9 protein-coding genes and 1 pseudogene are annotated in these 25838 nt (G+C 31.7%); 3 read left to right on the top strand and 7 right to left on the bottom strand.

The features are described 5' to 3' along the window. Window positions 1-6: 6 nt before the first annotated feature. The 5 genes from CA_RS05750 to CA_RS05730 all read right to left on the bottom strand — a co-directional run bounded on the left by CA_RS05750 (window position 7) and on the right by CA_RS05730 (window position 12555). A complete protein-coding gene (locus CA_RS05750) occupies window positions 7-1431 on the bottom strand; it encodes a glycoside hydrolase family 1 protein (RefSeq protein WP_010964399.1) in 1425 nt (474 codons plus the stop codon). Window positions 1432-1750: 319 nt separating this feature from the next. Then, window positions 1751-2389 (bottom strand): metal-dependent hydrolase, encoded by a 639-nt coding sequence (locus tag CA_RS05745; RefSeq protein ID WP_010964398.1) that lies wholly within the window; start codon window positions 2387-2389, stop codon window positions 1751-1753. Window positions 2390-2555: 166 nt separating this feature from the next. Next, on the bottom strand, window positions 2556-3035 hold the full coding sequence (locus tag CA_RS05740) for a hypothetical protein (RefSeq protein WP_241393169.1): 480 nt from the start codon (window positions 3033-3035) through the stop codon (window positions 2556-2558). Between the two features lie 302 nt (window positions 3036-3337). Beyond that, window positions 3338-8797: a carboxypeptidase regulatory-like domain-containing protein gene (locus CA_RS05735; protein WP_010964396.1), complete on the bottom strand. Its 5460-nt coding sequence runs from the start codon at window positions 8795-8797 to the stop codon at window positions 3338-3340. A 74-nt stretch (window positions 8798-8871) separates the two neighbouring features. Further along, window positions 8872-12555, bottom strand: coding sequence for a carboxypeptidase regulatory-like domain-containing protein (locus CA_RS05730; RefSeq protein ID WP_010964395.1), 3684 nt, complete (start codon window positions 12553-12555; stop codon window positions 8872-8874). 161 nt (window positions 12556-12716) lie between these two features. On the opposite strand from CA_RS05730, the gene CA_RS05725 reads away from it, so the two are divergent. Beyond that, window positions 12717-21170, top strand: coding sequence for a hypothetical protein (locus CA_RS05725; RefSeq protein ID WP_010964394.1), 8454 nt, complete (start codon window positions 12717-12719; stop codon window positions 21168-21170). Window positions 21171-21363: 193 nt separating this feature from the next. Next, on the top strand, window positions 21364-22434 hold the full coding sequence (locus CA_RS05720; protein ID WP_010964393.1) for a metallophosphoesterase family protein: 1071 nt from the start codon (window positions 21364-21366) through the stop codon (window positions 22432-22434). A 165-nt stretch (window positions 22435-22599) separates the two neighbouring features. Here the strand turns inward: CA_RS05720 and CA_RS05715 are convergent, their stop codons facing one another. Together CA_RS05715 and CA_RS20175 are read right to left on the bottom strand one after the other, a co-directional pair. Beyond that, window positions 22600-22956 (bottom strand): RidA family protein, encoded by a 357-nt coding sequence (locus CA_RS05715; protein ID WP_010964392.1) that lies wholly within the window; start codon window positions 22954-22956, stop codon window positions 22600-22602. Between the two features lie 122 nt (window positions 22957-23078). Beyond that, window positions 23079-23432 (bottom strand): annotated as a pseudogene (locus CA_RS20175) (IS1595 family transposase); the annotation flags it as partial. Window positions 23433-23761: 329 nt separating this feature from the next. Between CA_RS20175 and CA_RS05710 the strand changes: the two are divergent. Further along, window positions 23762-25759 carry a glycoside hydrolase family 3 protein gene (locus CA_RS05710; RefSeq protein WP_010964390.1) on the top strand — a complete coding sequence of 666 codons (1998 nt, stop codon included), beginning with the start codon at window positions 23762-23764 and terminating at the stop codon, window positions 25757-25759. Window positions 25760-25838: the final 79 nt, after the last annotated feature.

Raw genomic sequence — 25838 nt, 5'->3', positions numbered from 1 at the left:
AATTACTTACCTCCCATAAATATTGTCACTATTTTTCTCTATTACGTCCTTGTACCAATAAAAGCTTTTCTTTTTAATTCTTCTTAAATCCTTTTGTGAATGTTCATCTCTATTTATATAAACAAAGCCATACCTTTTTTTATAACCATTAAGCCAACTTAACAAATCAGTAAATGACCAAGGTAAATAACCAATTAACTGTACTCCATCATCAATAGCCTCTTTGCAGGCTAACACATGTGCTTTTAAGTACTCTATTCTATAATCATCATTTATTCTTTCATCTTCTTCAAGTCTATCAACCGCTCCAATACCATTTTCCGTTATTAAAATTGGTAAATTATATCTATTAGTTAATCTTCTCAAAGCTATTCTTAAGCCTTGTGGATCTATTTCCCAATTCCATTCCGTTTTCTTAAGAAATGGGTTAGAAATATACTTAAATCCCTTATCTTCTTCACTGTTTTCAACTAAATAAGGATCTTTTTTATCTAAGTTTTCTCTAATTACATTGTCATTTGCCATAACAGTTCCACCATGATAATAATTTAGTCCTATAAAATCAGGCTTAGCTTCTCTTAAAAGCTGTAAGTCCTCTTTGGTTATTTCTGGCATAACCTTTAACTTTTCTAAACGATTTAAAGTAATTGTTGGATATTTTCCGAAACAATATACGTCAAGCCACCAATGATTAAAATACTCCTCTGCCTCATCCCCTGCTAAGACATTTTCAGGCTTACAATCAAAAGAATACACTGGTCCCATTCCAAAACTTGGTCCTATCTTTCCATTTGGAACATATTTTCTAAATGCTTTTATTGCTGAAGCATTGGCCAAATTAACAATATGATTTGCTAAATAGTATTTTTTTATATCTTTAATACCTGGTGGATGAACAGCACATCTGTACCCTAGGTTTGTAAATACATTTTGTTCATTAAAGGTTATCCAGTATTTAACCTTATCCTTAAAGTTCTTAAATAAGGTTATACAGTAGTTTTCAAAATCAGATATTACATTTCTTGATTCAAAACCTCCGTATAAATCCTGAAGCGCCTGTGGTAAATCCCAATGATATAACGTAAGAACTGGTTCAATATTATACTTAAGTAATTCATCTACTAAATTTTTATAAAATTCTAAACCCTTTAAATTTACTTTTCCTCTTCCTTTAGGATATATTCTTGACCAAGACACAGAAAATCTATAGGCCTTAAGCCCCATTTCTGCCATTAACGCAACATCTTCCTTAAACCTATGATAATGATCTACTGCAACATCTCCATTTGTGCCCTCAAAAGTTTTTCCAGGAATCTTAGAAAAGTTATCCCATACAGATTCTCCTTTTCCATCTTCTTTCCAAGCCCCTTCAACCTGGTAGGCTGCTGAAGATGCTCCCCACAAAAAATTCTTTGGAAATTCACTTAACATAACACACCTTCTCATTGATTTTTATAATATTTTTTCTTCTATTTAAAAGTAAAGTATATTTTTCTAGTGAACTTGCTTTAAATTCAAAGAAATCGTATACATAGATTTTACTCATATAATGTATGAATTTATTACTAGTTACCTTAACTTCTTTGCATTTTACATTATATTTATTACTATGTATATTTTACCATGAATTAATTACATTTTTGAAGTACTTTATAAAAACACTTATTGTCTCACTTTAAATTTATTTTTTATACAATACACAAAAAACATAGCAAAAACCATATTGTCTTCACTATGTTTTTTAATGCAATTATTTTATTTTCAAAATTATAGCTAAAAAAACTATAAAAGCTAATCCACCTGTAAAGTGATCTAACATAGATCCTGTATGAACAAGCTTTAAGGATATCTTTTTTTTGATTGGGTAAAAAACTTCTATTCCACTATTTGTAAAGGTATCTGCCACCATATGGGATATAAAACCTACAGCAAAATAAATAAATATATTTCCTAGTAATAACTTAACTCCCACCGTAAACAATATGAGACCTAATATACTATGTGAAAAGCTCCTGTGTTTTGTAAACTTAGAAAATATAATACATCCTACAATAATTAATAATCCTGCATTTGAAAGTTTCAAATTATAAGGAATATAATCTTTAAGTTTATATACTCCCATATTTTTAAGAAATAAATTAGTCTTTTCAACTTCAGGATAAAAATTAGCCATTAAAATATACGCACCTACTATAACTAGTGCAGCATACACTACTATCTTTCGTAAATTATAGCTAACTTTGCTTCTGCTTGTATCTATATCTGGCATTAACGCTCCTAAAACTCCAACTGCTAGACCCACCGCTATATTTTCAGGCGTTGGATTATTTACTGAAAGAACTGCTGCAGAAGACATCAAGCCTATACTAATATGAGTTTTTCCTGTCACAATAAAATCCACCTTTCAGCTTTATAAATTATATTAAAACTTTAATAATACCCTATTATATCATAAGTTAGATGATTCTAATGGGTATTACTAAATAAAATATTGGATTTTAGTATGGTGTCCTTTGTTATAGGTTTCAAGTGACTAGACAAACCTAAAAGTATTACTATAAATTATCCAAGCTCCCCTGGTAAAACGATATCCACCCTCTTTTAACAAATTCAATACCTTGAGCTTGCTGCAATATAGGCTGTCTTCTTATGTACATGTTAAACCCAGTAGAATAAAAGCTTATTTTGCCTTCTTTTGTATCAATTATCCATTTCCATTCTACTCTTTTACTTACATAATCCTTTATGCTGAGATGTTTTATTTCTTCTCTATATACTTTATTAATATGTATTTCTAAATCACTATTACTATCCATATGCATTTCCAGCTTATGTACATTTTCAAATACCAATGTAGCAGGTGAAACCAAAAACTTATAATATTCACCTTCGTTTTTAGAACTTATCCTTTCAAATATGTAGTCAATATCAATCATTAATTTATAATTATACTTATCAAATGCAAAGGCATAAATATTACAATTCTGCCACTTCATTTTATCAAAGTCCCACTCTGTCCAAATTAATTTTTCCATAATATACTTGTTCTCCATATCCTATGCACCTCTTATTATATAACTAATTCCAATGTACTTTGATAACAATTGTATTTTTCCTTCAACATATCTTTTATCGTTTTTCAGCTTATCCATAGAGTCAGATTATACCACTGATTATTGTTGAATTTTGTATAATTGAGTCGTTAAATAAAATTTTTTTTGATTTATGTATTAAAATAGTTCAGCATTTTTCCATTAACTCATGCTCCTTATACATAATAGAAAACGAGCTTACATTTCTGCAAACTCGCTTTTATTATCTATAAACTTAGTAAATATTACTCTGGAACCTTAGTGTATCCTACTGTATTAACATCTACAATTTGCCCATTTACAATTTGAAATACATTCCAAACATCTCCTACTTCATTAGGAGAAATTGTATAAGTTTTAACCAGTTGATTCCCTTTATATACATTTACCTTTGCTCCTGAATTTGACATTAAATTTGAAGTTGTACTTGACTGATCACTATAATCGAAAACTGAATATTTATAAGTTCCATTACCGTCAACATCAAGTGTAACTGTTTCTGGTCCATAACTAGATTGATCATCAACATCTAAGCTTGCAACTTCCTTGCCATTGTCATAAGCCTTCTTAGTATTATAATTCACATGCAATATTGTTCCATCTGCTGTTGTTCCTGTAAGATGTGAATCTAAATCTCTTGGAACTACCCCCCAGGTTAGTACTATACTATATTTTTCATCATTTCTTATTGGTACTAAAGCCGTGTTTTGTTGTACACTTTCATTTGCTGCATTAGCTATAATTGAAAACTCTTGAGCAATATATCCGTCCATTTGAGCTACTGCCGTATAGTTTCCTTCTGGCAAATCAACACTATATTTTCCATTAGCATCTGTATATACAACAATTTCTACTCCATTTTTAGAAAGATATTTATCAATGCCAGTTCCATCATTTATTTTAAACTTAATTGCTGCACCTACTACAAAATTACCAGTTGAAGCATCTTTAATATATCCAGAAGCTGTTGATATCTGAATAGAATTTACTAAATTTAAAATTCTTTCTTGGACAGCCTCTAAGGTTACTAAATTTGCTCCCTTTATTCTTGCATTCACATAGTATAAATTGTAATCAATAACCTCAGTAATATTGACTTCACTATAATCGTTCAAGCTGGCAGTACCATCATTTATTTTCTTTAAAATTTGGTATACATTGAGATCTTGTTCAATTGTAACTTTTACTTCATCTACATTAGTATAGTTTTTCCCTTGTAAATCTGCATTTGCATACACTACTAAGTTTGAATCCAATCCTGTTATTCCTAAAATTCCGTAATCACTAAGCACTGCCTCTCCAGCATTGATTTTCTGGAGTGCCTTATAAATATTTATTTCAGCACTTATTCTTTCTTCTATTTCCTCTACTGTCTTAAAATCTTTCCCCTGCAAATCTGCATTAATGTATATAATTATACTACTATCCACATTTGTTATTCCAAGGGTTGAATAATCAGTAAGTACTGCTTGTCCTTTATTTATTTTTTCTATTATTGCATATATACTTACCCTGCTACTTATCCTATCCTGAACTTCTTGTATTGTCGTGTAGTTTTTACCTTTTAAGTCTTCATTTACATAAACAAATAAACTTGCGTCTATACCTGTTATATTTAAAGAAGTGTAATCAGTTAAAACTGCTTCTCCTAGGTTTACCTTGTTTAAGAATACATATACATTCATTTTTTCATCTATTCTTTTTTGTACATCTTCTATAGTTTTATAATTTAAGCCCTTTAAATCACTATTAACATACACCAAGATATCCTTGTAAACCTCTGTTATACCTAGAGTACTAAAATCCTCTAATGAAGCTGTACCTGAATTCACCCTATCTAATGCAGCCTTAATTTTAATTATTACATTCACTCTTTCACGAATCTCTTCAATATCACTGTAACCCTTTCCTTTAAAATCTGCATTTATTGCATCTACATTTTCGTCAGTTACACTTGTAATCTCAATGTAGTTGTAATCACTTACTGATGCTGTACCTAAATTGATTCTTTGTACTATTTGTTCTATCTTAATACTTATTTCATACTGCGCTACAATTTCATTCACAGATGCTTTAACATCCTCAAGTGACTCAAATAACTTTCCTTTAATGTTGGTGTTTACATACGCTAAGTTTTCATTAGTAACACCTACAGCCCCTGCTGCTTCATAGTCACTTAAGATTCCCTCAGATGAATTTATTCTTCCTAGAACAGTTTGAAGACTAAAAACAGCATCTATTCTTTGTTTTATTTCTTCCACACTTAAATAACCTTTTTCTTTCATATCTTGGTTTACTAAGGCTATATTAATATCCGCAACTCCACTAACTCCAATAGCTGTATAATCATTTACTGAAGCTGTACCCAGATTTATTCTAACAAGCTCTTCATAAACTTTAACTACTTCATCTACTTTAGCTTGAACCTCAGCACTTTCAGCAAAATTTGTGCCTTTCAATTCACAATTTATATACTTTATATTATCCTTTGTAACACCTGTTATGTTTATAGCTTCATAGTCTTCTACAGTTGCACTACCTTTACTAATTACAATGTAAGAATTATATTGCTTAACAAGTACTTCTATTCTAGCCTGAACCGTTGGTGTATCAAAACAATTCTGCAAATCTATATTTAAATTAATATAAGCAATATTTTCTTCTGTTACATCTTTTATTCCTACCTTTGTATAGTCTCCAACAACTGCCTTTCCTGAAGTTATTTTTACATAAGCCTCATACTTTTCTTCAAGTACTTCTACACTGCTTTTTAAAGATGTCAAATCAAAATACTGTCCTTCTTTAATATAAGTATTAATAAATATTATATTTTCTTTCGTTACTCCTGTAATACCCAAGGAAGTATATACATCTACAGTAGCTTCTCCTTTATTTATTTCTTCATAATAACCATATACGCTTATTAATGCGTTTACCTTAGTTTGTATATCAGAAGCATTAAAATAACTACTTTCTTTGATATTTAGATTTATATATGTTATGTTCTCTGTCGTCACGCCTGTAATACCTAAGGAATTGTATATATCTAAAGTAGCTGTCCCTTTATTTATCTCCTCATAAATACTATACTGTCCTACAAACACCGTAACAGCTGCCTTAATTGCATCGATTGTTGTATATTTATCATCTTTTAAATGATCATCTACATATTGTATATTAAATGAGTTAACTACAGTTATTCCCATAAACTCAAAGTCACTTATATTTGCTTCCCCTAAATTAACTCTTCCTATAACAACATCTGTATGTGCTACGGACTGTGTTTGTTCTATAACCACATCAATTTTTGCTTGAAGTTCTTCTCTTGTAGTTAAATTTCCACTTTTAACATAGTCATTTATGGAGGTTATATTAACAGAGGTAACCCCTGTTACCTTAATATATTCATAATCTGCTACAGTTGCTTGACCTAAATTGATTCTTTCATATATTTCTTTTTCCTTTATTATAGCTTCAACCGCTTCTATCAACTCAACCTTGCTATAATATGTATTTTTAACCACCCTATCCATGATATAAGAAATATTTTCTTCTGTAACTATGCTTAATCCTAAAGACTTAACATCTTCTGCAGTAACTTGTCCAGAACTCCATCTTTTTAAACTTTGTATTTCAACGTTAACTTCTGTTATTATATTGCTAATGGCTTCTGGCGATGCATCTCCTCCTTCAATTATTACTTTATTTATATATTTAATATTTTCTTCTGTTACTCCTGTATATCCTGCTATTGTAAAATCTTCTACAGAACCTACTCCATTTTTTATATTTTCAGTAGAAATCCTCACCCTAACAGCTATGTTAATTCCAACTTTAAGCTCCTCAAGAGTAAAGTAATTTTTGCCTTTAAATACTCCATTATAATAGGTTACCTCTTCAATTTTTATTACAATTCCTATCTTTAAATAATCATCGTACGTTGCATCACCATTATTTACTTTGTTATATGAATCATATAGCTTTAAAGCATCTGATACTTTAGTTTTCAGCTCATCTATAGTTTTACAATTGCTTCCTTTAACTTGATTATTTACAAAGGTTAAATTGTCACTGGTAACACCCTCTATCCCAAGCAAATTATAGTCATCTAAGGCTGCACTTCCTGCATTTATTCTGTCCATTGCAGAAAGACGCTTTAAAGAATTATTAACAGAATCCTGTATTTTTCCTTTATTTAAATCGCTGCCATTAGCTTGTTTTGCAGTTTTTATATCATCTCTTATGAAGGATATATTATCTTGTGTTACTGAACTAATATTTAAATTTGTGTAATCATCCGGAGTATCCGTTCCTGCATTAATGTTTTTTAAGGATTTAATTATAGAATTTATATTATCTTGAAGCTTATTTAATGTTTTTATATCTCTATTTTTTAACAGCTCATTCATATCTGTCACATTATCTTCCGTAACACCTGTCAATCCAATAGCATTATAATCAGATACCTTTGCAGTTCCTTTTTTTATTAGGTCATAAAAATCCAATACAGTTTTGTACTCCTCTACTGCGGATTTTATTTCTGCTATATTTAAATTTTTCCCTTTAAGCTGCTTTTTTTCAGCTATAACCGATTTTATATTATCAATATTGTTGTCATCTACTCCATCTACTTGTATGGCATCATAATCTGCTGCTGTACTATCTCCAGAATTTATTCTGCTTAATGGCTCTACAATTGAATTTATCTCCTCAATTGCATTATTTCTTTCAAACCATCCTTTACCGTTTGCCCATCCATTTACATCCTCTAAATTATTTTCATCTACATTAGCTGCTCCAATGAAGTGATAATCATCCAAAGTACCTTGACCTAAATTAATTCTTTCTAAAGCATCTTGAAGCTTACTTAAAGAATCCTTTACCACAGTATTAATTTCGGATGAACTCAAATCACTACCTTTATTTTTTTTAGCAGCACTTATATTTTCATTTAAGAAAGGTACTAAATCTTCCTGTACATTATAAATTTGCAGTGCAGTAAAATCACTTTCGTGGTCATTGGCATTATTAATATTTGAAACCGCTGTTGTTATTTTATCTACAGTACTTAATATTTTACTTATTAAGGCATATCTTTTTCCTGTTAACCATGAATTAATATCTTGTAAATTATTACTATTTACCTGTGTTATTAAAAGAAATTGATAATCACTAACTACTGCTGTTCCCTTAGTCATTCTATCAAAAATGCCTTTGATGCTATCTGAAGTGTTTGCTATAGTGGTTCCAATTTCATCCTTTGTCAAATCTGCACCTTTACTTGTCCTAGCATTCTTTATCTGCTGTTCCATAACCTTAATATTATCTGGCTTCACGTTTGTAAATCCCAAGGAGTTATAATCTGATAAATTTTCTGATCCTGCATTAATACTAGCAATTAATTTTTCTTCATCTGTTTCATTTGAAGATGTTTGAGTATTATTTACAGTACCTTGTACATTTTTTTTAACATCTGCTTGCACTTGAAGATTTTTTGCCTGTTCTTCATAACTATTATCTGGAGTCTTTATTTCATTATTATTAACAGCATTGTTCCCCGACTCAGAAGCTTTTTCACTTGTTACAATTTTACTACTTGAAACATTTTCTGCTGCATAAGCCTTTACAGCATTTAAGTCCATACCCATTTTTGTCCCCAAGGCTAGAACTGATGCAATTAACAAAGTTTTTTTAATATTATTCATAAATTTTCCCCCTAATTAATTTAGTATAAATATAGATATAGGAATAACCCTATATCTATATTTTTAATTCCTTACTATTCCCTATCTCCTGTTATGCTGTTCACATCAACTATTTGTCCATTTTCAACCTTAAATACGTTCCATGTAATTCCTTCTGCATTAGTAGGAACAGTATATGTTTTTATTTGCTCGCTGCCCTTATAAACCCTTACTGTGGCTCCTGATAAAGATAACTTATTTGAAGCTGATGATGAACCATCACTAAAATCAAACACCGAGTAAGTATAGCTTCCCTTTGAATCAACAACAAAAGTTACTGTTTCTGGACCATAACCAAACTTAGCATCTGTATCTAGCGACACCACTGTATCTCCTACTTGAGCGCTTGGAGCTTGATAATAAACATTTATTGACTGACCGCTGCCTGTTGTACCACTAAAATGCGAATCCAAATCCAAAGGATTAGCTCCCCAGGTTAAAACTACGCGATATTGGTTTTCAGATAATGTTTGAGATATAACTATATTCTGTATATTATTTTCAGTGGCCTCACTTGAAATAACCACACTATATACATTAATGTACCCATCTTTTTTTGCTTCAGCTGTGTATGTTCCATCCTCTAAGCTAACAGTATATTTTCCCTGTGCATCTGTATATACCACAACCTCATTACCATTAACTGAATAATAGTCTCCTGATTTATTATCTTGTCCAATCCTAAATCTAATTGCTACTCCCTGTAGTGGATTCCCTGTTTGTGCATCTTTAACTACACCACTTACTGTGTATTGAAGCATCACTAACTGAATATTTTGCAGAACTGTTTTAGCCTTTCCATTTGAAGTAATTACAAAGTTCTGAGTAACGTATCCATCCTTTTTAATTTCAACTGTATAGCTTCCCTCAGGTAATTGAATACTGTATTTTCCTTGAGCATCTACAGTTGCTTCAACAGGTGAGCCATTCTTAGAGAAATAATTTCCTGCAATATTGTTTTCTCCAATTCTAAACCTTATCTCAACTCCTTGAAGTGGAGTTCCTGTTGCTGAATCAGTAATTGTACCACTTACGCTTGATACTATCATGTTATTAAGTATTATATTAATAAATCTTTTAGCATCAGAAACCTGTGGTATATTCATTCCTTTTATTCTGATATTTACATAGGAGATATTGTAGTCAATTACTGTGGTTATTCCAATTGTTCTATAATCGTCTATGGTAGCTGAACCAGAATCTATCTTAAGTAATGCATTATATATTTGAATATTCTTCTCAATTTCTGCTTTTACTTCATCAACGTTCACATAATTTTTGCCTTGCAAGTCTGCATTCACATATGTAAGTATGCTGTCATTTACATCTATAATTCCTAAAGTATTGTAATCAGCTGTAGTTGCTTTTCCTAAATTAATTTGCATTAATGCCCTGTAAATTTCTATTTGTGCTTGTACTCTAGCTATAACTTCATCAGCAGTCTTATAATTCTTATTTTGCAAATCTGTAGTTGCGTATAAAAGTAGTCCATCATTTATATCTGTTAACCCAAGAGCTTTAAAATCGTCAGTTACAGCTTCCCCAATATTAATTCTCATTAAAGCTTCATAGGAACTTATTTTAGCTTCTACTCTTTCAATTATGTCGTCTACATCTTTGTAATTTTGAATTTTCAAGTCTGCATTCACATAATCTAAAATATCTTGATAAACATCTGTAATTCCTATATTAAAGTAGTCGCTAAGTACCGCATCACCTGCACCTATCTTATTTATTACATCTATATTGTTAATGGTATTGTCAACTCTTGTTTGTATGTCTTGAATTTTAACATCCTTTTTATTCTTTAGTTCTGCATTTATATAGATTATGTTGTTATCATTGACATTGTTAATACCAAGTGTCTTATAGTCTACTACTGTTCCAACTCCAGTAACTATTCTGACATAGACCTCTGACAGTTGTACTATTGGTTCAATTACAACCTTAATATTTTCTATAGTTATGGTTATTCCACTTTCCTTAATTCTTTCATTAACAAATTCTATATTTATCTCTGTAACTCCATCAATTCCAATTGTAATGTAATCACTAACACTTCCGTCTCCCTTTGAAACATTGGAGGTCGAATTGATATAATCTATAGTTTTCTTAACTGAATCTCTTATTTCCTGTATAGTTAAATCTCTACCTTTATCTGCTTTTATCTTTTTAATGTCATCATTTACAGCTTCTAGCTTTGATGCATCAACTGCCTCTGTTTGAAGCTTACTGTAATCATCAATATTTCCTATTCCCGAATTAATATTTTTAAGTGAATTTAATATTGAATCTATTTTGTCCTGTAATGCTTTCAATGTTTTACAATCTCTAGTTTTCAGCATGTCGCTTAATGTAGCTACATCATCTTGTTGAACTTGAGCATTTGGATCAACATTTTTATAATCCTGCAAGGTTGTCTGTCCTGCTGCTGCATGATTATAAAAATCCAATAATGTTTTAACCTCTTTTACTACATTAGCTACTTCTGGTATTGTTAAATCCTGCCCTTTGGCTGTTTTTTTCTCAATAATGTTGGCATTAAGGATATCATAATCAATATTTCCTTCATTTGAATCTACCGCATGCGAATTTATGTAATCGTCTTCTGTTCCTACGCCACTATTTATATTATTTATATAAGTCATTATGGTGTTTATTCCATCAATTGCTTCACTTACGTCTCCCCACCTTTGATCCATTGCTAAGCTGTTAACATCCGCTACATGAAGTTGAGGTACATTATTAGCTCCAATAGCCTGATAATCCTCTAACGTTGCCACTCCTGCATCCATATTATCCAATGCAGTATTAATTCTTGCTATAGTAGAAGCAGCTGAATCTGATATCTCAGTTATTGTCAAATCTCTACCCTTGTTCTGTTTTTCTTTAACTATGTTTTTATTAACTAAGTCCAAATAAGGCTGAGTAACACCGCTTACTTCTAAGGCAGTATAATCAGTTTCTCCTCCTTGACCATTATTAATATTTTTAAGAGCATTTGAGGTTTTTGTAGCTACATCCTTAAATTTTGTTACAGTAGCATATCTCTTATGATAAAAATACTTATTTACAGAATCTAGATTTGCATCATTTACAAAAGTTGCACCAAGCAGTGTATAATCCGAAACATTTGCTACTCCATCGTTTATGTTACGAAATGCCTCTTGTATAGCTTCTGCCGTCTGAGATACTATGTCATAAATTTCTACCTCAGATAAATCTGTACCTTCCGCGCTTCTTGCATCAACTATAGCTTTGTTAATGATATCAAGAGTATCAGGCTTTACTTTAGTTTCTCCTATTGCAATATAATCTGACGTTTGAACATTACCTGAATTAATCTTCTTAACCTCATCATCTACGTTTGAAGCAGCTAATACTGACTTATTATTTTGCTGAACTTGTAAATTAACATTCTTATTAATACTTTGAATTTCACTTGATGAACTTACCTTGGGATTTGAATTTTCTTTATTAGAGACTTGATTTTCATTTGACGAGCTTACCTTAGAATTAGAGTCGTTATTCTTATTAACATTCACCTCTTTTTCTTGAACTTCTTTGCCTTTAACATTAATTTCATTACTATTTGAAATTGAACTTTTGTATACGCTGTTATCTGCCGCATAAGCTTTTATTGCAGGCTTACTTAATAACACCGCACTAGTTGTTACTGATATTGAAAATACTAGCAGAATATTCTTAATTCTACTCATATTGTCACCCCCCATATTTTATATTATAGCATCTTTTGCCTTTATATGCCATAATAGTTAATTAAATATGTATATGCTATTTTTATCAACATATTGTAATGTTTTCATTGATATTTTAGTATAATATGTAATAAAATAGAACTTGAAAGGAGTTGGTATAAATGTTAAAAAATAAAATAACATTATTACTATCAAGTATATATATATTAGGATCTATTTCTACTCCAACTTTAGCCTCTGAACTAACAAAAAATTCTTCAGCCTTGACAAAGAGAAGCTCTTCAAATAATTTTTCTTTAAACAAAAACCATGTTTTTACACCTATCACTTCAAATGTAAACGGTAGCAATGCAAAAAACAATTTAAATACCAAGGTACAAACTAACACTGCTTCTAGTTCTATGCCTAATACAAATCCCAAACAAGCTACTAATAATTCTAAAATTCTTGTTAACCCAAAACTTAACCAGGCTTCTTCTCCTAATGAAGGTATTACTCCTAAAAAACAAGCTTCCATACCTTATACAAATGTTACTGATAATAAAAATACCTTCAAAAATGAAAGCTCAATTAATAATGAGGCGCCCATTATACCTAAGGACACTTCTAAAACTAAAAGCACCTCCTCTGCCCAAACTAAAGGCTCTAACGATAACAATATACCTTCTAACAATACTTCTACCAATACTTCTAAAAACGAGAATCCCTCCAATACTGATATTAAGACCACTGAAGCTCCAGCAAATGCGCCTATAAAAGATACTCCTAATAACCAATCTGATTCTGCACTAGCAAAAAATAAAGCTTTATCAAATAACAATCTAGCTGCTGATTCCTCTCAAACATCAAAGGTAACTAGTTCTAATAATGATGCGCCTAAGGTAAACACCACTAGTACTGACAAAAAAGCTTCCAATTTAAATAATGATAGCCAGGACGGCTGGGTAACCAAGGACGGTAAAAAATATTACTATGTAAATGGAGTTCAGCAGAAGGGATTTCAATCAATAAATAAGAGCATTTATTATTTTAATGATGATGGTTCTATGCAAACCGGCTGGCTTAAATATAACAGTAATAGCTACTATTTCGATGCCTCTGGGGTTATGCTAACTGGCCTTCAAAACATTAATGGCACCTATTATGGTTTCAATGATGACGGCAAATTATTAACTGGCCTTCAAGCCATTAATAACAATTATTACTATTTTAATAATGACGGTGTTATGCAAACCGGCTGGATTACCTGTAATGATAGCAAGTACTACTTTGATAATAATGGCGTTATGCAAACCGGATTAGTTCATATCAATAATAAATATTATGGATTTGGAAATGATGGTAAATTGCTAACTGGTCTTCAAAACATTAATAATTATACATACTATTTTGATAGTAACGGTGTTATGCAAACTGATTGGATTACTATTGACGGAAGCAAATACTATTTTTCTGTTAACGGTGTTATGCAAACTGGAATAATTTATATTAGCGGTTATTACTATGGTTTTGCAAATGACGGTAAACTACTAACTGGTCTTCAGGTTATTAATGGCAATAGCTATTATTTTGATACTAACGGAATTAGACTTGTAAGCCGCTGGATTACTATTGATGGAAAGGACTACTACTTTAATCAAGATGGAATACTGACTGATAACTGGATAAATTATGATGGTAAATATTACTTCTATATAAGCGGTGTTAAACAAACTGGTCTTCAAAATATTGATGGTAACTACTATTATTTTGATTCCTCTGGTATTATGCAAACTGGTCTTCAAAAAATAGATGGAAAAACTTATTACTTTGGTGATAATGGAATTAGACAAATAGGTTGGATAACCTACCAAAATAACAAATATTACTTTAATTCAGACGGCAGTATGCAAACAGATTTAAAGATTTATTCTTATTCTACTTCTCCTTATAATTACCATTATCAGTATTACGGTTTTGATAACGATGGTAAATTACTTACTGGTCTTCAAACTATAAAGGGCAATACCTACTATTTTGATTCTAACGGTATTAGCCAAATGGGATGGGTTAATATTGATGGAAAAGACTTTTACTTTAATAGCAACAGCATCATGACTGAAAATTGGGTTATTAATGACGAGAAATACTACTTCTATATAAATAATGTTAAACAAACTGGTTTCCAATATATCAATGGCAAATATTATTACTTTGATCCTGATGGTATAATGCAAACTGGATTTCAAACAATAAGTGGTAATACTTATTACCTTGATGACAATGGCGTTAAACAAACTGGTTGGGTAACTATAAAAGGTAAGGATTATTATTTTGACGGCAATGGTGTAATGATTAATTATTGGGTTTTTGACAACGATAAAACTTACTATTATATTAACGGTAATATGCAAACTGGTGCTATATCTATAAACAATCATTATTATGGTTTTGACGATAATGGCATAATGCAAACTGGATGGCAGCGCATAAATGGCAGGACTTACTATTTCGATAATAATGGAGCTGCTAAAACTGGTTTAGTTACCTATGAAGGAAAAACGTATTATTTTAACACTTATTATGCCTATCTAGATACAGGCTTTATATACTTTAATAATAACTATTACTTTTTAGATAACAACGGAGTAGTAAGAACTGGTTGGATTAATTACTCCAATAATCGTTATTATCTTGATTCAACTGGTGTTAGAGTAACTGGCTTTCAAACTATTGATGGGAACAAATATTACTTTGATTCCAGTGGCGCAATGTGCACTAGCTTTATAACAGTTAACGGAAATACTTATGGCTTTAGTAAAGATGGAATTATGCTTACTGGATGGCAAACTATTTTAAGCAGTAACTATTCATCTTATAACATCTACTATTTTAATTCTGATGGCAGCGCACAGAAAGGCTTCTTTACTTACCTAGGAAAAACCTATTACTTTGAACCAAACTATGGATATATGCTACTTGGATATAACTATATTAATGGGAAGTATTATTATTTTGACAATGATGGTGTAATTCAAACTGGATGGGTTACTGATCGCTCCTCAAAATATTATCTTGATCCATCTGGTGCTGCAGTGACTGGTTTTCAAAACATCAATGGAGATAAGTACTACTTTAATTCCAGCGGCATCATGCAAACTGGTTTAGTTTATGTAAATCCTGATTATTATGGTTTTGATGACAATGGCCATATTCTTACTGGTATGCATTCTATAAATGGATATATATATTATTTCGACTCTACTGGTAAAGCTCAAAAAGGCTTCGTTACTTATTTAGGCAAAACTTATTATTTTAATACAAATATGTATACTGGCTTTGTTAATGCCAATAATAATCTTTACTATTTTGACAATGAAGGCGTAATGCAAACTGGCTGGATTAATTATAATTCCAATAGATACTATTTTAGCGCAACTGGTGCCAGTGTAACTGGCTTTCAAACTATTGATGGTAACAAGTATTGCTTTGATTCCAACGGCGCAATCTATACCGACGTAGTTACAATTAATGGAAGCACTTATGGTTTTAATACAGACGGTATTATGCTTACTGGATGGCAAACTATACGATATAATCGTGGTTATTCTTCATATTTTAACACTTATTATTTCAATTCCGATGGCACTGCCAAAACAGGGTTCTTTACTTATTTAAACAAAACTTACTATTTTAATCCAAGTGATGGCCGTATGCTTCAGGGCTATCAATATATTAATGGAAATCATTATTACTTCGCCCCTGATGGTACTATGCAAACTGGGTGGATTACTAATGGATCTTCAAAATATTATCTTGATCCCTCAGGTGCAGCTGTAACTGGACTGCAGACTATAAATGGTAATAAATATTGTTTTGATTCTAACGGTATTCTTCAGCATAATGGTATATTTTATATTGGCAATACTTATTATGGCTCTGACAATAACGGAATTATGCTTACAGGCCTTCAGTTAATAAATGGTTATCTGTATTGTTTTAATTCTGATGGCTCAGTAAAAACAGGTTTAGTGACTTATCTAGGCAAAACTTACTATTTTGATTCTTATTCAGTATCTGGTTTTCAGAACATAAATAACAACACTTACTACTTTGGAAACGATGGTACTATGCAAACTGGATGGGTCAATTATGGTTACTACCGTTATTACCTTAACGACTCAGGCATTAAGGTAACTGGATGGCAGACAATTGATGGTAATAAGTACTATTTTGACTATTACGGTGCAAAAACAGGTATTGTAAATATTGATGGTAATTACTACGGTTTTAATAATTCTGGAGTTATGCTAACAGGTTGGCAGCATATTAATGGAAGTACTTATTATTTTAATTCCAACGGTATTGCTAATACTGGTTTTATAACTTATTTAGGTAAAACCTATTACTTCGATAGCTATGGAAGAATGCAAATAGGTTCAATGACTATAAATGGTACAAGCTACTATTTCTATGCCAATGGCGTTATGAAAACATCAACTGATAGCCCTAATACTTTGGCAGTTGGTTGGGTACGTGATTCCTACTACTATCAGTACTATTTAAACGCAGCCGGAACTAAATTAACAGGACTTCAAACCATTGACGGAAACACATATTATTTTGATTCTAATGGCATAATGCAAACAGGTATTATAACTATCAATGGAAATCGTTATGGCTTTGGTGTTAATGGAGTTATGCTTTATGGCCTTCAATTTATAAATAATAATACTTACTACTCTAACTCCTATGGAATATCTCAAACTGGCTTTGTTACATTATCAGGTAATACCTATTACTTTGATTCCTATGGAGAAATGCGAATTGGCTTAACCTATATTAATAATAACTATTATTATTTTAATAGCAAAGGTATTATGGAGACGGGGTGGATTTCGTATCTACGCTATGCAAATCCAAATGGTATACTACTAACTGGCTTTCAAACCATAAATGGTAAAACTTATTATTTTAACAGTGATGGTTCCTTACTTTATGATCTTCAATATATCAATGGAAGCTACTACGGCTTTGATAAAAATGGAGTCATGCTTTATGGTCTGCAAACTATAGGTGGTAATACCTACTATCTAAATTCCAATGGTATTTCTCAAAGTGGTTTTATTACTTTAAACGGAAAAACTTATTACTTTGATTCCTATTACGGTATGAGAACAGGTATTCAAAATATTAATAATAACTACTACTTTTTTGGAGACAACGGTACTTTACAGACCGGCTGGATTTCACAGGACAACCTTAGGTATTATGCCAATTCTTCTGGAGTATGTCTAACCGGCCTTCAAACAATTGATGGTAAAAAATACTACTTTAACTCCTACGCACGTATGGAGACTGGTCTCGTATACATTAATAACACTTATTATGGCTTTGACAATGATGGAACCCTACTATACTCTTGGCATAACATAAATGGAAGAATGTATTGCTTCAATACCGATGGAACCGTAAAAACAGGATGGATTAATTATTTAGGAAGATCCTGTTACCTTGATTCAAGTCAAGGCTTCTTAAGTACGGGACTTTTAACTATAGGACATAACATCTACTATTTTGGCAGTGACTATTCTATGAAAACTGGCTGGGTTACCTCCGGCTCTTCAAAGTACTACTTTAATGAATCAGGTATTATGCTTACTGGTTTTCAAACAATTGACGGTAATACTTATTACTTTGATTCCTATGGTAATTCCACTACTGGCACACGATCTATTAATGGAAATTGCTATGGCTTCAATGATGATGGTATTATGCTTACCGGTTGGCAGACTATTAGTGGCAATAATTATTATTTTAACCCTGATGGCACGGCTAAAATTGGTTTAAATACCTATGAAGGTAAAACATATTATTTTTCCACTGGAGGTTACACTCAAACTGGAATTATTAATATAAACAGTAATACTTATTACTTTGGTTATGATGGTGCACTAAAAACAGGATGGATTAGAAATAATTATATTTATTACGCTGATAACAATGGAATTATACAAACAGGACTTAAAACTATCGATGGTAAAAATTACTTATTCAATTACAGTGGTATTATGATGAATGGTATTCAATCAATTAACAATAACTACTACGGCTTCGATAATGACGGCGGTATGCTATTTGGAGTTCATAGCATAAATGGACAAACTTACTATTTCAATGCTGATGGCAGCGTTAAAACTGGATGGATTCCTTATGAAGGAAAAATGTACTATGCAAATCCTTCTTACTGTACTGGCTTTGCAACTATAAATAACAACACTTATTATTTTGATAATAATGGTGCCATGGAAACAGGTATTATAACCGTAGACAATTCTAAGTACTATATAAATTCATATGGTATTAGAGAAACAGGCTATAAAATCATCGATGGTAAAACCTACTACTTTAACCCTAATTATAGCGGTATTATGCAAACTGGTGTAATTTCTCTGAATGGAAACTACTATGGCTTTGATGATAATGGTGTTATGCAAATCGGATTGCAAAAATTGAATGGAAACACCTACTACTTCAATAGCAATGGTACTGCAATAACTGGCTGGACTACTTTAGGTTCAAATAAATATTATTTTAATCCTAATTCTTATGGTGCCGCAGAAGTTGGTATAGAATCTATAAATGGACATTATTACTACTTTAACAATAATGGTATTATGCAAACTGGAGTTCAGCGAATTAATGGCTATGTTTATTGCTTTAACAATGACGGTACTGCTATGAATGGATTTCAGTCTATAAATGGGAATACTTATTATTTAAACATTTATGGCTGTACATACACAGGTTGGCAGACAATTAATTCAAACAGATACTACTTCAATTCAGATGGCGTTATGCTTACTGGAGCTCAAAATATTACCGGATATATTTATGGTTTTGATTCTAATGGAATAATGCTTACTGGCGTGCAAACTATAGCGGGAAATACTTATGACTTTAGTTCCAATGGTACTGCTACTACTGGTTGGGTAATACTTTCAAATAAAACTTACTATTTTAGTCCTTCCTTAGGTTACAAATTAACTGGTTTTATTACTGTTTCAGGGGATAACTATTATCTTGACGCTGATGGCGTACTGCAAACTGGTTGGGTCACAGTTGATGGAAATAAGTATTATCTAAACTCTAATGGTGTAAGGCAAACTGGCTTCTTAACTCTAAATAATAATAAATATTATTTTGATACTAATGGCGTAATGCAGACTGGTTTTACTACTATCAATAACAATGTTTACTACTTTAATGATGATGGTATAATGCAAACCTTGTGGATTACTATTGACTACAATAAATATTATTTTGATTCCACAGGAATTAGACTTATTGGCTTTCAAATAATTGATGGAAAAAAATATTATTTTAATTCAAACGGTATTATGCTTACTGGTGTGCAAACTATAGGAAATAAATTTTACGGTTTTGATAATTACGGTGTTATGCTCACTGGTGTGCAAGATATAGACAATCACACTTATAACTTTAACCAAGACGGAAGTGCCTCTACTGGCTGGACTAAACTTTCTGATAAAACCTATTATTTCAGTCCTTCTTTAGGCTACAAATTAACAGGCTTTCAAACTATTGATGACAAAACTTATTACTTTGACACTGATGGAGCTATTTTAAGCGGCTGGATTACTGCTAACTCTAATAAATATTATCTTGACTCTAATGGTGTAGTTCAAACTGGCTTCTTAACTTTGGATAATAACAAGTACTACTTAAATTCTAGTGGTGTTATGCAAACTGGAATCGTTCCTATAAATGGCACCTATTACGGCTTTGGCCAAGATGGTATTATGCTTACTGGTATACAAAAATTAAATGATCAAACTTACTACTTTAACTCTGATGGTACCATGTTTACTGGGTGGTTTAAGGATTCTTCTTCCTCTCAACATTATTTTGATTCTAACGGCATGATGCTTACTGGTTTAAAAGATGTAAATGGAAATAAATATTATTTTAATGAAAATGGAGTTATGCAAACCGGCTTAATTACTTTTAGCAATAACAAATATTACTTTGATCAAAATGGTATTATGCAAACTGGATGGCAGAACTTAAGTGGATGTAACTATTACTTTAATAATGATGGCGTTATGCAAACTGGAGTTAATACTATAAATGATTCAATCTACGGCTTTGACTCTAACGGCATCATGCTTACTGGATGGCAAACTATTAATTCTAAAACCTACTACTTTGCACCTAACGGAATCGCTAAAAATGGCTGGCTTAACTACCGCGGCAAAAAGTACTATTTCGACCCTCAATACGCTTACATGATAACTGGATTTAAAACTATTACTGGCTGCACATATTACTTTGACCAAGATGGTGTTATGCAGACTGGAGTTGTTTCAATTGACGGTGGTACTTATGGATTTAACTCTTTAGGATTTTTATTAAAGGGCTGGCAAAATATCGATTCTAAAACCTATTATTTTGATTCTAATGGATTGGCTCCTAAAGGACTTAAAACAATTGATGGAAGTATTTATTATTTTTCTTCAGACGGATACCTTGAAAAAGATACTAAAATTATCGTAGACGGTATAACCTATAAAATAAATGACAATGGTACTGCTACTGAGGTTAAAAATATTTAATAATTATATATGCAGAACTGTATGCGACTTTTTTGTCCATGCAGTTCTTATTTTTTACTTAAATCTAAATGAATCAACAATTAATATCTTTAACACTTATGTAACTATTTGACATTTTTTAATTTTTATTGTATTCTTTAAATATTAAGTTAACTTTTTGTAAAATAATTTCATTATAATTAGGAGGCTGTTTATGAAAAAAAGTAAGAAGCTATTAAAAACTTTAACTGCAACTATTTGCACTATGGGAATTATTTGTGCAACTTCTATTACCGTAAATGCCCAATATTCTTTCGACGTTATTTCTGATACTCATATAGGAGCCGATTCATCTTGGGGTGCTTGTAATCATTTAACAGATGCATTAACCTGTATAAAAAATAGTATTAAAGCTGCAAAAAGCAATCCTAATAGCCCTCTTTATAAAAATTATTTAAATGATCAGTGCATAGTAGTAGATGGCGACATAGTTGACTATGCTTCAGATCAAAATTATAAGGAGCTAAGTGATACTATACTAGGCTGTAAAGATTCTAATCTTCCCTATGTATACTTTAACATCGGCAATCATGAATTCAAAACTCAAAGTAGTCCTAATACAGAATGGAATTATACTGATGCACTTAACTTCTTTAACACCAAAACAAATGCAATTCAAAGCTCTCTACTAAGTAATGCTGTAGGCATAACAACCACAGGACGCAATAACTCATATGATTTACAATATATTAATAACAAAAATAGCAGACTCTTTTTCTTAGGTACTGACGAATTACCATCAGATGCTCCAGACACTTCCACTATCGGCAGTAGTCAATTAGGTTGGTTGAGCCAAGCTATTAATGATAATTCAAATGAAGGAAAGCAAACATCAAAAGGTAAAAAGCCTATGTTTATTTTCTCTCATCAACCCGTATATAGCACAGTTTATGGATCTGATCGTGATGATTGGGGCTATATAAACAAGGATGCTAGCTACAATATTAAAAATTTACTCAATGGTCACAATGAAATTGTAATGTTTACAGGCCATACTCACAAACAATTTGATAATAATGATCCTTGGAATTCAGGTAATGGGTATGCTCTAAATGGAGATTCATCAGCTCATATCTTCAGCGTGCCTTCAACTGGTGAAGTCGATAGCAATGGTCCTGAAGGATATCATGTTACAGTATTTAGTGATGGCATCGTAGTAACAGGCGTTAAGTATCAAGCAAATGGTACTTGTAAAACAATGAATACCTACACTATTGATTTTTAATATAAGTAAAAATATAAACTCCAGCTTTTTATTTTAAGTTGGAGCTTATATTTTCATATACATACATTTTAATTTTTGGCTATGTTAATGAACAGTGTTGATAGCATAGTATATAATAATTCATTAAAGTTATTCATCTAATCTCGCTTATAAATTGGAATCTATTTAATTCTCTCTGAAAGCTATTGCATCAACCTGAAAGGCAATTCCATCTCTAATAAACTTTGTTTCATATGCCTTTCTTGCTGGATATTTTCCTTCAAATCTTTCCTTAATTATTTCTCCTAAAAACGATAAATCTTTAATATCTCTAAATAAGCAATCCATTTGTACTACAGATTTCAATGTCAAGCCTATCTTTTCAAGTCTTTCACTCAAAACATCAAATGCACCATTTATTTGGTTTTCGATTGATTGTCCCTCATTCTTCATGCAATAGCTGATATAAACATAATCACCTGCCTCAACAATCGCAGAGTGTGCCCATTCTTTGTCTATTTCTGTTCTTATAATTTCTCTCATTCTACATTCTCCTTGTATTATATTTTCGTTACAAATTCCTATTTATCACTCACTATATCTTACAATTATCCATTTGTTTAATTATATACTATATAGCCACAAATATTTAATTATTTGCATAACTATATATAAATTGCTTCTCTAAATCTAAAGTCTTTTAATTTTGTGTCAGAATGACAAGTATGAGATTGTACCAACAGATTTTTACTCTTAACAGTATCTTTCTCTGTATTAAAGACTTCCAACCATTTAAACCAGTATATATAGTTAGCAAGATATTTAGTTGCAACACCATTAAAACTATCCATCCATTTATTTAGTTTACTATGAAATGCATTAATGTGTTGAATATGATATATACCTTCCTTATGATTACCACGCTTGATTTGTTGCAATTCAATACCTAAATTTTATGCGAACTGAATATAACTCTTATGTGAATCTGTACAAAAGATTGCTTCCTGTCCTGATTTTCCTAAAGCCTGAATATCTCTTTTTACTGACTCTACATTTGGCATAATATGACCTCCATAATTATTTATATAACCATATTATAACCTTTTTTACAACAAGTAACCAATTCCCAAGACTGTTCTTTAACATAGCCTAATTTTCAAATTACTATTCGATATTCCAATCCACCTCCAATTGCAATTTATCTTATCACTTTATAAAAATATATTTACTTTTATGAATTTTTTTGATTAAATGGTTGAATATTACAATGCATAAAGATATAATATATACATCCAAAGTTGTAAATGTTTTCATTTACTTTTTTATTCTATTTAAGGGGGAAAAATTAATGAATAAAAATCTAAAAAGAAATTTAGCTGTTTTGGTAAGTTCTACATTTCTTGTCTCTACAACTATAAATCTAACATCATCAAAGCCTATAAAAGCAGAGAATGCCAGAAAACCTGTTTATTTAAATCCTAATGCAAACACTGAAGCTAGAGTTTCAGATTTATTAAAACGAATGACATTAGATGAAAAAGTTGGCCAAATGCTTCAAGGAGAACTAGGAACCTCTTCTGATAACGCAAAACCAGAGGACTGTATCAATTATACTTTAGGTTCAGTATTAAGCGGCGGTAATGCAGACCCAACTACAGGAAATGATGCTCAAAGCTGGTATGACACTGTAACTAGCTTTGTTGAAGCATCAACACAAAACAGACTTCATATACCTATACTCTATGGAGTCGATGCAGTACATGGTAACAGTAACATAATTGGAGCAACCATATTTCCACACAACATTGCTCTTGGCGCTATTGCAACAGGTAATCTTAATGAGGGTAAAAAAATTGTAAGAAAAATTGGCTCTGCTACCGCAAAAGAAATGAGGGTTACTGACATTCCTTGGACCTTTGCTCCTTGCCTTGCTAATCCACAAAATCCTACTTGGGGAAGAACTTATGAAGGCTTTGGAGAAGACATAAATCTAGCCTCTGAACTTGGTAGCTCCTATATAAAGGGACTTCAAGGTAATGACATTAATGATTTAAAAAAGCCTAACAAGGCTGTTGCCACTATAAAACATTATCTTGGAGAAGGTTACACAGAAAACGGCACTAATCAAGGAAATGTGACCTCAATGACAAAGGAGCAGGTTGCTAAAAATCTTATAAAACCTTATGAAGATGCAGTAAGGGCAGGCGCAAGAACTGTTATGCCTTCTTACAACAGCATACAGGGAGTTAAAATGACTGCAAGCAAATACCTTTTAACTGATATATTAAAGAACAAACTAAAATTTGATGGTTTTGTCATTTCCGATTACAATGCAGCTCAACAAATCACCGCGGATGAAAACGGTAACAGTGTAAGTGGACTTAAAAATCAAGTTAAAGTTTCTATAAATGCTGGTGTAGATATGCTTATGGAACCTAACGATTGGAAAAGCTGTATTGGCTACATTAAAGAACTTGTTGCAGATGAAAAAGCGCATCCTGGTACTGGAATACCAATGTCTAGAATTAACGATGCTGTATCAAGAATATTGAGAGTAAAATTCCAATCAGGGTTATTCGAACATCCTATTTCTAATAACCCTGAAAATAATCCAAAGGTAATGGCACAACTAGGTTCAAACAAACATAGAAAATTAGCAAGAGAGGCTGTAAGTAAGTCTCTTGTACTGTTAAAAAATGATGCTGTAGGTGGAAAACCAATTCTTTCTCAGCTTAAGAAAATGAAAAAAATCTTTGTTGCTGGAAAAAGTGCTAACGATATAGGCAATCAGTGCGGTGGATGGACTATAGACTGGCAAGGAAAGAGTGGTAATACAACCAAAGGAACAACCATACTTCAAGGTATCAAAGATTCAATCAGTCCAAAACAAAATGTTACTTTCAGCGAGGATGGTGCTGGAGCTTCCGGAAATGATGTAGCTATAGCTATAATAGGAGAAACTCCTTATGCAGAAACTAATGGCGATAATCTTAATGGATTAAATTTAGATTCAACTGACAAAAAAACTCTTGCAAATCTAAAAGCTTCAGGTGTACCTACTATTGTTGTACTTGTATCAGGAAGACCAATGATAGTTACTGATTATATAAAGGACTGGGCAGGCTTAGTCGAGGCATGGCTTCCTGGAACAGAGGGTAATGGAGTTTCTGATGTTCTATTTGGAAATAAGGACTTCACAGGAAGGCTTCCAGAAAAATGGGCTTTTTATACAGAAGCATACCCTATAACAAATAGTAATAAACAATATATGCTATTTGATTCAGGCTACGGACTTACTAAAAATCAGGTTACACCAAGGCTTCCTATAACACCAGCACATCCATAAACATAATACTAGAGCACCGCAAAATGATGAAAAATCACCCGCGGTGCTCTTTTATGATTAGTGTAAATATAAATTGAAG

This window comes from Clostridium acetobutylicum ATCC 824, assembly GCF_000008765.1.
GTDB lineage: Bacteria > Bacillota > Clostridia > Clostridiales > Clostridiaceae > Clostridium_S > Clostridium_S acetobutylicum.
This window is presented reverse-complemented; position numbering and strand designations above follow the sequence as displayed.